Origin of the sequence: Stenotrophomonas sp., from assembly GCF_032061965.1 — a bacterium.
Taxonomy (GTDB): domain Bacteria; phylum Pseudomonadota; class Gammaproteobacteria; order Xanthomonadales; family Xanthomonadaceae; genus Stenotrophomonas.
On the sequence record NZ_DAMBEF010000040.1, the window covers coordinates 1 to 13,801 of the forward strand.

The following is a 13,801-nucleotide window of genomic DNA, read 5'->3' on the forward strand; positions in this document are numbered from 1 at the left end:
GCAAGGGGGCGTTATCGGTAAAGCTTCTGCCGAGCATGGCTCGGCACTACCTATGGAAGCCACGCTGCTCGGGAGGCGCTGTGCACCTCGGACTACTCGTGGAATGCCCCGGATGCGCTGCGCTTATCCGGGCTGCGTTCGGACACCGCGTGCAAAAACGGCGCCAATGGCGCCGCCTTTTCTTTCGTAGTGCCGAGCCATGCTCGGCAAGGGGACGTTATCGGTAAAGCTTCTGCCGAGCATGGCTCGGCGCCACGGCAAACCTTTTGCTGGAGCTCAGTTCACCAGACGCAAGCGCAGTTCCTTGGGCAGCGCGAACACCATCGATTCCGGCTCGCCGTCCAGTTCGCCGACATTGGTGACGCCCAACTCGCGCAGACGCGCGATGACACCATCCACCAGCACTTCCGGTGCAGACGCACCCGCACTCAAACCAATGCGTTGCTTGCCCTGCACCCACGCGGGGTTGATCTCATGCGCACCATCGATCAGGTACGCCTCAACGCCCTCGCGCCGAGCCAGTTCACTGAGTCGATTGGAATTGGAGCTGTTCGGTGAACCGACCACCAGCACCAGATCGCATTGCTTGGCCAGGTCGCGCACGGCGTCCTGACGGTTCTGCGTTGCATAGCAGATGTCGTCGTTCTTTGGCCCCTGGATCGCGGGGAAATGCTTGCGCAGGGCCTCGATGACCGCACGCGTGTCGTCCACCGACAACGTGGTCTGGGTGGTATAGGCGAAGTTCTCCGGTTGCGAGACCTGCAGCGCCTCGACGTCCTCGACACTTTCCACCAGATAGATGTGGCCAACCCCGTTTTCACGGTTCCATTGGCCCATGGTGCCTTCCACCTCGGGGTGGCCTTCATGGCCGATCAAGACAACGTCGCGGCCAGCGCGGCAGTGGCGCGCCACTTCCAGGTGCACCTTGGTTACCAATGGGCAGGTCGCGTCGAACACCTTCAGGCCGCGGCGTTCGGCCTCGGCACGCACCGCTTTGGAAACACCATGCGCACTGAAAATGACCGTATTGCCATCAGGCACTTCGTCGAGTTCTTCAACGAAGATCGCGCCGCGTGCCTTCAGGTCATCAACCACGAAACGGTTGTGCACCACTTCATGGCGCACGTAGATCGGCGCGCCCAGTGTTTCGATGGCGCGTTTGACGATCTCGATGGCGCGGTCGACACCGGCACAGAAACCACGGGGATTGGCGAGTAAGACGTCCATGCAGCAATTCTACCGGCGGGAGTGGGAGGCAAGGGGAACAGCAGTGAAACCGCGCGGCTTCAAGCCTTCTGCCCTGCCCCCGCGTTCTTCTTCGGCTTGCCCTCGAACAGGCCCGACAAGGCAATACCGATGGCACCGGCAACGATGGCCGAGTCCGCGATATTGAACGAAGGCCAGTAGTGATTACCGACGTACCACTGAATGAAATCAACCACATGGCCGTGAATCTGGCGATCGATCACGTTGCCGATGGCCCCGCCGATCACCAGCGCATACGGCAGCGCGCTGCGCCAATTGGCCCGCGCGGTACGCGACAGCCAGAACGCCATCAGGCCACTGATCGCAACGGCAAGGAACGTGAAGAACCACAGCTGCCAGCCGCCAGCATAACTGAGAAAACTGAACGCGGCACCGGTGTTGTAGGTGCGGTACCAATTCCAGAAACCGTCGATCACCGGCACAGCCTGGAACTCGGGCAGGCTGGACAGCACCCAGGCCTTGCTCCACTGATCCAGACCGATCACGGCCACGGATACCAGCAGGTAGATCAACGCATTGGGCTTAACTGTTTTGGACTGCATGCAAACACCCTTGAAAGTTCATCGATGAAGAAACGGGAACGATGGTTACCCCAACGCGTTCCTCGTTCCTCCTCACTGGTTTCTGGCCCTTAGAACCAGCGGCGGTCTTCGCCGGCACCATCAATGTTGCTGACGCAGCGGCCACACAACTCCGGATGCGCGGCCACCGAACCCACGTCGGCGCGGTAATGCCAGCAACGCACGCACTTGGCCTTGTCGGTCGGCTGGGCGCTGACAAACACCTCGTCGGTGGTCGCCGGACGCACGCTGACATCGCCACTGATGAACAGGAAGCGCATCTCCTCAGCCAGTGGCTGCCAACGCGCGGCCTGCTCCTCGTTGGCGGCAACGGTGATCTCCGCCTCCAGGGCGGCACCGATGGCACCGTTGGCACGCATCGGTTCCAGCACCTTGGACACCTGCTCGCGCAGCGCCAGCAACTGATCGAAATCGGCAGCCGACAACGCCGCATCGGCCGGCAGCGGCGCCAGGCCGTCGTACCAGGTGGTGAACAGCACGTTCTCGGCACGCTTGCCCGGCAGATAGCCCCACAACTCTTCGGCGGTGAAGGTCAGGATCGGTGCCACCCAGCGCACGAAGGCTTCGATGATGTGGAACATCGCGCTCTGTGCCGAACGACGGCCGCGCGAATCTTCCTGCATCGTGTACAGGCGGTCCTTGGTCACGTCCAGGTACAACGAGCCCAGGTCGACGCTGCAGAAGTTCAGCAGCAGCTGCACGATCTCGGCCATGTTGTAGTTGGCGTACGCAGCCTTGATCTTCTCCTGCAGCTCGAACGCGCGATGCACGATCCAGCGGTCCAGGGCCACCATGTCCTGCAGCGGAACAAGGTGCTGGACCGGGTCGAAACCGTCCAGGTTGCCGAGCAGGAAGCGCGCGGTATTGCGCAGGCGGCGGTAAGCGTCGGCGTTGCGCTTGAGGATTTCCTGCGACAGCGACATCTCGTTGCTGTAGTCAGCCGAAGCGATCCACAGGCGCAGGATGTCCGCGCCCAGAGTGCGCATGATTTCCTGCGGCTCGATGCCGTTGCCCAGCGACTTGGACATCTTGCGGCCGTGCTCGTCCACGGTGAAGCCGTGGGTCAGGCACTGCTTGTACGGTGCATGCTTATCGATGGCCACGCCGGTCAGCAGCGAGGACTGGAACCAGCCGCGGTGCTGGTCCGAACCTTCCAGGTACAGATCGGCCGGCTTGCCGAAGCCGCGTGCCAGCAGCACGCCTTCGTGGGTGACGCCGGAGTCGAACCAGACATCAAGGATGTCGGTGACCTTTTCATACTGCGCGGCCTCGTCGCCGAGCAGCTCGGTGGCATCCAGCGAATACCAGACGTCGATGCCTTCGGCCTGCACGCGGTCGGCCACCTGCTGCATCAACTCGACGCTGCGCGGGTGCGGCTCACCGGTTTCGCGGTGGGTGAACAAGGCGATCGGCACGCCCCAGGTGCGCTGGCGACTGATGCACCAGTCCGGGCGGCCATCGACCATGCTGCTGATACGCGCCTTGCCCCAGCTCGGGAACCAGCCGACGTTGTCGATGGCAGCCATCGCGTCATTGCGCAGATTGGCCTTGTCCATCGAGATGAACCACTGCGGCGTCGCGCGGAACACCACCGGCGTCTTGTGCCGCCAGCAGTGCGGGTAGCTGTGCTGGATTTCGACAAAGGCCAGCAGCGCGCCGCTTTCACGCAGCACGTCCACGATCAGCGGCTGTGCCTTCCACAGGTGCTGACCGGCCAGCTCGACCGTCCCGGCCGGCGGCGTTGACGGCAGGTACACGCCACGGCCGTCGATCGGATTGATCTGGCCGGCGTTGTAGTTGTCCATCACCCCGTACTGCTGGCTGACCGCGAAGTCTTCCTGGCCGTGGCCGGGCGCGGTGTGCACCGCACCGGTACCGTCGGCGTCGGAGACGTGCTCGCCGTTGAGCAGCGGGATGTCACGATTGGCATAGAACGGGTGTGCCAGCAGCTGGTTCTCCAGCGCCGAGCCCTTGGCATTGCCGTGCACGACCACGTCGACCACGCCGTAGCGGGCCAGCGAGCGCTCGGCCAGCGTCGCCGCCAGCACCAACCAGCGCGGCTGGCCGTTGTGGGCCGGGCCTTCGACCAGCGCGTAGTCGATATCCGCGCCCAGCGACACCGCCAGCGAAGCCGGCAGCGTCCACGGCGTGGTGGTCCAGATCGGCACCGCCACTTCCACGCCGGCCGGCAGGTCCACACCGAAGCTGGCGGCCAGCGCCTTGGAATCACGCGCGGCATAGGCCACGTCGATGGCCGGCGAGGTCTTGTCCTGGTATTCGATCTCGGCCTCGGCCAAGGCCGAGCCACAGTCGAAGCACCAATGCACCGGCTTGGCGCCGCGCACCAGGTGGCCGTTGGCGACGATCTTGGCCAGCGCACGGATTTCATTGGCCTCGAAGTCGAAGCTCAGCGTCTTGTACGGGTTGTCCCAATCGCCGATCACACCCAGGCGCTTGAAATCAGCGCGCTGCAGGTTGATCTGCTCTTCGGCGTACTCACGGCACTTCTGCCGGAACTGTTCGGCGTCGAGCTTGACGCCAACCTTGCCCCACTTCTTCTCGACCGCGATCTCGATCGGCAGGCCATGGCAATCCCAGCCCGGCACGTAAGGCGCATCGAAGCCGTCGATGTAACGCGACTTGACGATGATGTCCTTGAGGATCTTGTTGACCGCGTGACCCAGGTGGATCTGGCCGTTGGCATACGGCGGGCCGTCATGCAGCACGAACAGCGGACGGCCCTTCGCGTTTTCACGAAGCTGCGCGTAAATGCCCTGCTCTTCCCAACGTGCCAGGATGCCCGGCTCACGCTTGGGCAGGTCGCCGCGCATCGGAAATTCCGTTGCGGGCAGATGGAGGGTGGCTTTGTAATCCTGGCTCACGCGGTAGCTCGCAATCTGTGTTCGTTGAGGATGCGACGCGCTTGCTCTGCGTCGCGGTGCATCTGCTCGGTCAGCGCCGGCAGATCGTTGAATTTCTCTTCATCCCGCAGCTTGGCAACGAATTCGACTTCGATGTGGCGGCCGTACAGGTCGCCGTTGAAGTCGAACAGGTGTGCCTCCAGCAAGGGCTCCACGCCTTCAACCGTCGGGCGCGTGCCAAAGCTCGACACTGACGGCCACGGCTGCTCGAACACGCCGTGTACCCACGTAGCGTAGATACCAGAAAGTGCGGGTGTTTTCGGGAAACGCAAGTTGGCAGTGGGAAAGCCCAGGGTGCGCCCCAGTTGCTGCCCGCGCACTACGCGGCCACCAATCGTATACGGGCGGCCCAGCAGTTCACCCGCATGGGCGAACTCACCGGCCACCAGCAACTCGCGGATGCGGGTGCTGGAAATACGCTCGCCGTTCAGGTGAACCGGCTCGATCTCACCGGCGACGAAGCCCAGCTCGGCGCCCATGGCCTGCAGCAACGCGATATCGCCGCCACGGCGGTTACCGAAATGGAACTTGGGACCGATCCAGACTTCGCGTGCACCCAGCCGGCGTACCAGCATGTCGCGCACGAAGTCCTGGGCGGTAATCGCCACCATCTTGGCGTCGAAGCGCAGCAAGCCGACGCTGTCGATGCCAAGCTCGCGCAACGTGGCGACCTTGTCCCGGGCCAGCATCAGCCGCGGCGGCGGGTTGTCCTTGGCGAAGAACTCACGCGGCAAGGGCTCGAAGCCCAAGGCCACGGCCGGCACGCCCAAGGCGCGGGCACGGGCAACCGCGTGGCGCACCAGCGCCCGGTGGCCCAGGTGCAGGCCATCGAAGGCACCAATGCAGACCACGCTTCCCTGCGGGAACAACACCCCGCCTTCGACGTCTCTAAAAAGCCTGCTCATTCCATCCGGATCCGGCCCTACGGGCCGGTTCTGTCGTGTGTAGCCCTGAAGTATAACGGGCGGCTCAATGGCCGCGCAGGTCGCGCGGGCGGAAGCCCATCGCGATCATTGCCAGCAGATAGGTGGCACCGCCGCTGCCGACCAGCAAAGCCAAGGCGCTGATGCGCTGCCATTTGTCCAGCGGGGTGAATTCGGGCAACCAATGCAGCAGGCCCAGCAGCACCGCCACCATTGCCGTACAGGCCAGCAGCAGCCGCAGCAGATAGCCACCCCAGCCCGGCCGGCGCTGGTAGACGCCGGTCTTGCCCAGCCAATGCCAGAGCAGAATCAGGTTCAGGTAGCTGGACAGAGCGCTGGCGATACCCAACGCCAGATGCAGGCCCGGCTGGCTCCCCAGCGCCGCCATCACACCCTGCGCCTTCAGCTCCGGCGGCACCATGAAGTGGAACACCACGGCCAGCAGGATGAAGTTGAAGACCATGTTGGCCACCAGTGCCACCAAGCCTGCGCGAACCGGGGTTTTGGTGTCCTGACGCGAGTAGAACGCTGGCAACACCACCTTCAACAAGGCGAAGGCCGGCAGACCGAAACTCAGGCCATACACCGCCAGCGCGGTCATCTGGGTGTCGAATTCAGTGAATTTCTTGTACTGGAACAGCGTAGCGATCAGCGGCTCGGCCAGCAGCAGCAGAGCCAGCATTGCCGGCACCGCGATCAGCAGGGTCATGCGCAGCCCCCAATCCAGCGCATTGGAGAAGCCCTCGCCGTCGGTCTTGACGTGGTGGCGCGCCAATGCGGGCAGGATCACCGTACCCAAGGCGACGCCAAACACGCCAAGGGGCAACTCCAGGAAGCGATCAGCCAGTGACAACCAGGACTGCGAACCATCGGTCAGGTGTGCGGCAATCACCGTGTCCAGCAGCAGATTGATCTGCGCCACCGAGGAACCGAACAGCGTCGGCACCATCAAGGTCAGCACCTTGCGCACGTCGGGGTGATTCCAGCCCCAACGCGGCAACGTCAGCAGATTGATGCCCTTCAGGCCTGGCAGTTGGAACAGCAGCTGCAGCACACCCGCCGCCAGCACTGCCCAGCCCAGCGCCAGGATCTGCTTCTCCGGCGTACCGCCTAGTCGCGGGGCAAGCCACAGCGCGCCGGCGATCATGCACAGATTCAGAATCACCGGCGTCAGTGCCGGCATCGCAAATTTCTGGAAGCTGTTCAGCGCACCACCGGCCAAGGCGGTCAGCGAGACAAACAGCAGGAACGGGAAGGTCAGCCGGAACAGATCAATCAGCAACCCCTGCTTGACCGGATCCGCCGCACCGCTGCTGAACAGAAAGGCCAGCTGCGGAGTGAAGATCAACGCCAACGCGGTGACCACCAGCAGCGCCCCCCCGAGTGTTCCGGACACCCGCGACATCAGCTCGCGTAGATCGGCGTGCGGACGGGTCTCCTTCACCTCGGTGAAGACCGGCACGAAGGCCGTGGCGAATGAGCCCTCTGCGAACAAGCGGCGCAGGAAATTGGGCACCCGAAACGCTACCCAGAAGGCGTCGGTGACGGCGTTACTACCGAAGGTGGTAGTGATAACCTGATCGCGGACCAGGCCGAGAACCCGGGAAATCATCGTCATGCTGCTGAACGACAGCAGCCCCCGCAACATGCGCGGTGAACTCACCCACGGCCCCCTTGACAACTTGACTTGACGTTCATTCGGACAGCCATCATACTTGCATGCTTGCTGTTCCCACCACATCGATTTTCAGGAAACCACCACTGTGGCCAATATCAAGTCCGCCAAGAAGCGCGCCAAGCAGACCGTTGTGCGCAACGCGCGTAACACGGCTCAGCGTTCGATGCTGCGCACCGCCGTCAAGAAGGTGATCAAGGCTCTGGACGCCAACGACGCCGCCGGCGCCGAGGCAGCCTTCGCCGTCGCCCAGCCGATCCTCGACCGTTTCAGCGCCCGTGGCCTGATTCACAAGAACAAGGCTGCGCGTCACAAGAGCCGTCTGACTGCACGCATCAAGGCCATCAAGGCCGCCTGATCCGCGCGATCACCAGGGGCCGCAAGGCTCCCGGCATGAAAAGCCCGGCTTATGCCGGGTTTTTTATTGCCCACACGCCAGGAAACCCAGCCTTTGTAGTGCCGAGCCATGCTCGGCAGACGCATCACAAGCACAAACGCACGCCCCTGTAGTGCCGAGCCATGCTCGGCAGGGGCTCTCTACCGGGAACGCCTCTGCCGAGCATGGCTCGGCACTACAGAGCTCCACCGTTTGCCGAGCACGGCTCGGCACTACGGACCTCCACCGTTTGCCGAGCACGGCTCGGCACTACGGACCTCCACCGCTTGCCGAGCATGGCTCGGCACTACAAGCCCATCGCACGACTCGACGCCCCAACTGTCGGGCACAAAAAAAGCGCCGCTTCCGCGGCGCCTTTTGAGCACAGACACCGGCAAGGGCTCAGAGGCCCTGCGCGTGGCGCTCCTCTTCTTCCAGCATCTTCTGCTGGTCAAAGAACGCCATGATGTCCTTCATGATCGGCCAGGTGCCTTCGCGACCCAGCGCGGACACCAGGTACCACGGCTCCTTCCAGCCCAACTCGGCCACCACCTGCTCAGCAGCAGCCTTGGCCTCATCCTCGAACATCAGGTCGGCCTTGTTCAGCACCAGCCAGCGCGGCTTGTTCAGCAATTCCGGGTCGTGCTTGCCCAGCTCGTTCTCGATCGCACGCACCTGCTCGATCGGCGAGATGCCTTCGACACCCCCCTCCATCGGCGAGATGTCCACGAGGTGCAACAACAGACGGGTGCGCTGCAGATGCCGCAGGAACTGCGCACCCAGGCCGGCACCATCAGCTGCACCTTCGATCAGGCCCGGAATGTCGGCGATCACGAAGCTGCGGTAGTTCTCCACCTTCACCACACCCAGGTTGGGGTACAGCGTGGTGAACGGGTAATCGGCCACCTTCGGCGTTGCCGCCGACACCGCACGGATCAGGGTACTCTTGCCCGCATTGGGGAAGCCCAGCAGGCCGACGTCGGCCAGCAGCTTCAACTCCAGCTTGAGCAGGCGCTCCTCGCCCTCCTCGCCCGGCAGCGCCTGACGCGGCGCGCGGTTGGTGGAGCTCTTGAAGTGCATGTTGCCCAGGCCACCCTTGCCACCCTTGGCCACCAGCAGGCGATCGCCATGCACGGTCATGTCGCCAATGACTTCATCGGTGGCGACATTGATCACCACGGTGCCAACCGGCACGGTGATGACCAGATCCTCGCCGCCCTTGCCATAGGCTTGGCGCCCCATGCCGTTCTCGCCACGCTGCGCTTTGAAGATGCGGTCATGACGGAAATCAACCAGAGTGTTCAGGTTTTCGTCGGCCCGGATCCACACGCTGCCGCCATCGCCGCCGTCGCCACCATCCGGGCCACCCAGCGGAATGAACTTCTCGCGGCGAAAGCCGATGCAGCCATTGCCGCCATTACCAGCGGTGACCTGGATCTCCGCCTCGTCTACAAGTTTCATGATTCTGGTTGCCCACTGATGGCGGCAGGCAAGCTGCCCGACCGCGGAATTCTACCGGCCCCGACGCTGCCGGGGAAAACGGGCCTGTCGCCCGCAGAACAATTTGCGCCAACGAAAAACCCCGCCGAAGCGGGGCTTTCGTCAGCTGCCCACACCGGAGTATGGGCGCCTTGCGCGTACGGAATTAAGCTTCCGTGACAACGCTGACGGTACGGCGCTTGTTGGCACCCTTCACCGTGAATTCAACCTTGCCATCGACCAGCGCGAACAGCGTGTGGTCACGGCCCAGGCCGACGCCTGCACCCGGGTGGAACTGGGTGCCGCGCTGACGCACGATGATGTTGCCAGCTTCAATGGCCTGGCCACCGAAGATCTTGACGCCGAGGTATTTCGGGTTGGAGTCGCGACCGTTGCGCGAGGAACCTACGCCCTTTTTATGTGCCATGACGGATGCTCCTTAGCAATTAGCCGGCGATGCCGGTGATTTCGATTTCGGTGTAGTACTGACGGTGACCCTGACGCTTCATGTGGTGCTTACGGCGACGGAACTTGATGATCCGGACCTTGTCGGCGCGACCGTGGGCCACAACCTTGGCGGTCACCGAAGCGCCCTTCAGCGCATCACCCAGCTTGATGCCGTCGGCATCGCCGAGCATCAGGATGTTGTCAAACTTGATCTCGTTGCCGGCTTCGACTTCGAGTTTTTCCACGCGCAGGGTTTCACCCTGAACGACGCGGTACTGCTTACCGCCAGTTACCAGAACTGCATACATGACCAGACTTCCTCTGTAGTTATTGTGGTCGCCTTGCCCGCCATCGAGGGCGGACAGAAGCGGGATTTTACCGGCCGGGCCAAGTTCGGGTCAAGTCACCCCCCGCCCTCGGGAACCTGGGCCTGAACCCTGGTTCAGCGCCGGTGCGTGAAGAGGGGCCAGGACCGCCCAAGCCTCTGGGAAAACCGGCAATTGCCCCCAAATGACAAGGCCGCTAGGCTGATTGACTGCCGTCAGCGACGCCCCCACACCCCCTGCTACCGGCCCCGGCCGGCAGTGGTCCAAATCGGATTTCCCATGGCGATGGATTTCATCCGCATCCGCGGTGCGCGGACGCACAACCTCAAGAACATCGACCTCGACCTGCCCCGCGACAAACTGATCGTGATCACCGGCCTGTCCGGCTCGGGCAAGTCCTCGCTGGCGTTCGACACCATCTATGCCGAGGGCCAGCGCCGCTATGTCGAGTCGCTGTCGGCGTACGCACGGCAATTCCTGAGCGTGATGGAGAAGCCCGACCTGGACCACATCGAGGGCCTGTCGCCGGCGATCTCCATCGAGCAGAAATCGACCTCGCACAACCCGCGCTCGACCGTGGGCACCATCACCGAGATCTACGACTACCTGCGCCTGCTCTACGCCCGCGTCGGCAGCCCGCGTTGCCCGGACCACGGCTATCCGCTGGAAGCACAGACCGTCAGCCAGATGGTTGACCAGGTGCTGACGCTGGATCCGGAACAGCGCTACATGCTGCTGGCGCCGGTCATCCGCGAGCGCAAGGGCGAGCATGTGCAGGTTTTCGACCAGCTGCGCGCGCAGGGCTTCGTGCGCGTGCGGGTAGACGGTGAACTGTACGAAATCGATGAAGTGCCGGCGCTGACCCTGCGCCAGAAGCACACCATCGAGGCGGTGATCGACCGCTTCCGCCCGCGCGAGGACATCAAGCAGCGCCTGGCCGAAAGCTTTGAAACCGCGCTCAAGCTGGGCGACGGCATGGCCACGGTAATGGCACTGGATGCCGCCGATGCCGCCCCACAGCTGTTCTCGTCCAAGTACAGCTGCCCGGTCTGCGATTACGCCCTGCCGGAACTGGAACCGCGCCTGTTCTCGTTCAACTCGCCGGTCGGCGCCTGCCCGGGCTGCGATGGCCTGGGCATGGCCGAATTCTTCGACCCCAACCGCGTGGTCGTGCACCCGGAGCTGTCGCTGGCCGCCGGTGCGGTGCGCGGCTGGGACCGCCGCAACGCCTACTACTTCCAGCTGATCGCATCGCTGGCCAAGCACTACAAGTTCGATGTTGATGCGCCTTGGCAATCGCTGCCGGAGAACGTGAAGCAGGCGGTGCTGTACGGCAGCGGTGAAGACCCGATCACCTTCACCTACTTCACCGAAGCCGGCGGGCGCAGCCAGCGCAAGCACCGCTTCGAAGGCATCATCCCCAACCTCGAACGCCGCTACCGCGAGACCGAATCGCCGGCGGTGCGCGAAGAGCTGGCCAAATACATCAGCGAACGCCCCTGCCCCGAATGCAAGGGTGCACGCCTGAACAAGGCCGCGCGCAACGTTTTCGTCGCCGACCGCCCGTTGCCGGACATCGCGGTACTGCCGATCGACGAGGCCAAGCGTTTCTTCAGCGAGCTCAGCCTGCCCGGTTGGCGCGGCGAGATCGCCACCAAGATCGTCAAGGAAATCGGCGAGCGGCTCGGCTTCCTGGTCGACGTCGGTCTGGATTACCTCACCCTTGAGCGCAAGGCCGATACCTTGTCCGGTGGCGAAGCACAGCGCATCCGCCTGGCCTCGCAGATCGGCGCCGGCCTGGTCGGCGTGATGTACGTGCTCGATGAGCCATCCATCGGCCTGCACCAGCGTGACAACGAGCGCCTGCTCGGCACCCTCACCCGCCTGCGCGACCTGGGCAACACGGTGATCGTGGTCGAACATGACGAAGATGCGATTCGCCTGGCCGACTACGTCGTCGATATCGGCCCCGGCGCGGGCGTGCACGGCGGCGAGATCGTCGGCCAGGGCCAGTTGCAGGACCTGCTGGATGCACCGCGCTCGCTGACCGGCCAATACCTGTCCGGCAAGCGTCGCATCGAGATCCCGGCACGCCGCCACAAGCCCAACCCGAAGATGACGCTGCGCCTGCGCGGCGCCAGCGGCAACAACCTGAAGAACGTCGACCTGGACGTGCCGGCAGGCCTGTTGACCTGCATCACTGGCGTCTCCGGCTCCGGCAAGTCGACCTTGATCAACGACACCTTGTTCTCGCTGGCCGCCAACGAGATCAACGGCTCCTCGCACCCGATCGCCGCCTACAAGAGCGTCGATGGCCTGGATCTGTTCGACAAGGTGGTGGACATCGACCAGTCACCGATTGGCCGCACGCCGCGTTCAAACCCGGCCACGTACACCGGTCTGTTCACGCCATTGCGTGAGCTCTACGCGCAGGTTCCCGAAGCGCGTGCACGCGGTTACTCGCCGGGCCGTTTCAGCTTCAACGTGCGCGGCGGCCGCTGCGAGGCCTGCCAGGGCGACGGCTTGATCAAGGTGGAAATGCACTTCCTGCCGGACGTGTACGTGCCTTGCGACGTCTGCCACGGCAAGCGCTACAACCGCGAGACGCTGGAGATCCTCTACAAGGGTTACAACATCAACGACGTGCTGGAGATGACCGTCGAAGATGCCCTGCGCCTGTTCGAGCCGGTGCCGGCGATCGCCCGCAAGCTGGAAACGCTGATGGACGTGGGCTTGAGTTACATCAAGCTGGGCCAGAGTGCGACCACGCTGTCCGGCGGTGAGGCACAGCGCGTCAAGCTGTCCAAGGAGTTGTCGCGCCGTGATACCGGCCGCACCCTGTACATCCTCGACGAGCCGACCACCGGCCTGCACTTCCACGACATCGAAGCCCTGCTCGGCGTGCTGCACAAGCTGCGCGACGAGGGCAATACGGTGGTGGTGATCGAGCACAACCTGGACGTGATCAAGACCGCCGACTGGATCGTCGACCTGGGTCCGGAAGGCGGCCATCGTGGTGGCACCGTGCTAGTCACCGGCACACCGGAAGACGTGGCGGCACACCCGGACTCCTACACCGGCCAGTTCCTAGCCAAGATGCTGCCTTCCACCAGCGCGCGTCCCGAACAACCGGCCGCGGTTGCCAACAAGCCCGATGCGCGCCCGCCGCGCAAGGAAAAGCCGGTCAAGAAGACCGCCGCCAAGAAGGCTGCAGCCCCCGCAAAGAAGAAGGCTTCGAAATGAGCAGTGAGCACAAGCAACTGGCCCGCGTACCGATCAGCGTGCGCTGGCGCGACATGGACTCGATGGGCCACGTCAACAACGCCAAGTACGTCTCCTATCTGGAGGAAGCGCGCGTGCGCTGGATGCTGGGCGTGGAAGGCGTGTCGATGAACGACCGCATCGCGCCGGTGGTGGCCAATACCAACATCAACTACCGGCTGCCGATCGTGTGGCCGAACGACATCGTGGTGGAGCTGTTCGTCGAGCGCCTGGGCAACAGCAGCGTCACCATTGGCCACCGCATCGTCGACCAGAACGACGACAGCAAGCTGTACTCGGACGGCAATGTGGTGGTGGTGTGGATGGACACGCAGACCGGCAAGAGCGCGCCGTTGCCCGAGGCTGTGCGTGGGGCTTCGAGCTGATCTGCTTGACCCTTCTCCCCCGGGAGAAGGTGCCCCGTAGGGGCGGATGAGGGTCGGTCCAGCACTGGTGTTGTTGGCAGCGGGGCGCTTCGCTCCTACCCTCTCCCCAACCCCTCTCCCGGCGGGAGAGGGGCCAAATCTGCAGTTGCGGGCTTGGCGT

General features: G+C 63.7%; 11 protein-coding genes. 3 read left to right on the forward strand and 8 right to left on the reverse strand.

The annotated features are described in order from the left end of the window. Positions 1–276: 276 nt before the first annotated feature. From ispH to murJ, 5 genes are all read right to left on the reverse strand, one after another. A complete protein-coding gene (gene ispH, locus RT460_RS16185) occupies positions 277–1,227 on the reverse strand; it encodes a 4-hydroxy-3-methylbut-2-enyl diphosphate reductase (RefSeq protein ID WP_313320274.1) in 951 nt (316 codons plus the stop codon). A gap of 59 nt (positions 1,228–1,286) precedes the next feature. After that, positions 1,287–1,808, reverse strand: coding sequence for a signal peptidase II (gene lspA / locus RT460_RS16190; protein ID WP_313320277.1), 522 nt, complete (start codon positions 1,806–1,808; stop codon positions 1,287–1,289). Positions 1,809–1,897: 89 nt separating this feature from the next. Beyond that, a complete protein-coding gene (gene ileS / locus RT460_RS16195) occupies positions 1,898–4,729 on the reverse strand; it encodes an isoleucine--tRNA ligase (RefSeq protein ID WP_313320279.1) in 2,832 nt (943 codons plus the stop codon). Beyond that, on the reverse strand, positions 4,726–5,673 hold the full coding sequence (locus tag RT460_RS16200; protein ID WP_313320282.1) for a bifunctional riboflavin kinase/FAD synthetase: 948 nt from the start codon (positions 5,671–5,673) through the stop codon (positions 4,726–4,728). The genes ileS and RT460_RS16200 overlap by 4 nt, the downstream gene beginning before the upstream one ends. A gap of 64 nt (positions 5,674–5,737) precedes the next feature. Further along, positions 5,738–7,339 (reverse strand): murein biosynthesis integral membrane protein MurJ, encoded by a 1,602-nt coding sequence (gene murJ / locus RT460_RS16205; protein ID WP_313320335.1) that lies wholly within the window; start codon positions 7,337–7,339, stop codon positions 5,738–5,740. Between the two features lie 115 nt (positions 7,340–7,454). On the opposite strand from murJ, the gene rpsT reads away from it, so the two are divergent. After that, complete coding sequence (rpsT, locus tag RT460_RS16210; protein ID WP_057629708.1) at positions 7,455–7,724, forward strand: 30S ribosomal protein S20; 270 nt, start codon at positions 7,455–7,457, stop codon at positions 7,722–7,724. A gap of 420 nt (positions 7,725–8,144) precedes the next feature. On the opposite strand, the gene obgE is transcribed toward rpsT, so the two are convergent. The 3 genes from obgE to rplU form a co-directional block, all read right to left on the reverse strand. Continuing rightward, complete coding sequence (gene obgE, locus RT460_RS16215) at positions 8,145–9,203, reverse strand: GTPase ObgE (RefSeq protein WP_313320283.1); 1,059 nt, start codon at positions 9,201–9,203, stop codon at positions 8,145–8,147. A gap of 184 nt (positions 9,204–9,387) precedes the next feature. After that, positions 9,388–9,648 (reverse strand): 50S ribosomal protein L27, encoded by a 261-nt coding sequence (gene rpmA, locus RT460_RS16220; RefSeq protein ID WP_282269141.1) that lies wholly within the window; start codon positions 9,646–9,648, stop codon positions 9,388–9,390. A 19-nt stretch (positions 9,649–9,667) separates the two neighbouring features. Further along, the gene (rplU, locus tag RT460_RS16225; protein WP_282269142.1) at positions 9,668–9,976 is read right to left on the reverse strand and encodes a 50S ribosomal protein L21; all 309 of its coding nucleotides are present in this window, start codon (positions 9,974–9,976) and stop codon (positions 9,668–9,670) included. Positions 9,977–10,273: 297 nt separating this feature from the next. On the opposite strand from rplU, the gene uvrA reads away from it, so the two are divergent. Both uvrA and RT460_RS16235 read left to right on the forward strand, forming a co-directional pair. After that, positions 10,274–13,237, forward strand: a complete 2,964-nt coding sequence (gene uvrA, locus RT460_RS16230) for an excinuclease ABC subunit UvrA (protein WP_313320286.1) — start codon at positions 10,274–10,276, stop codon at positions 13,235–13,237. Then, on the forward strand, positions 13,234–13,641 hold the full coding sequence (locus RT460_RS16235; protein ID WP_062166551.1) for a thioesterase family protein: 408 nt from the start codon (positions 13,234–13,236) through the stop codon (positions 13,639–13,641). The genes uvrA and RT460_RS16235 overlap by 4 nt, the downstream gene beginning before the upstream one ends. Positions 13,642–13,801: the final 160 nt, after the last annotated feature.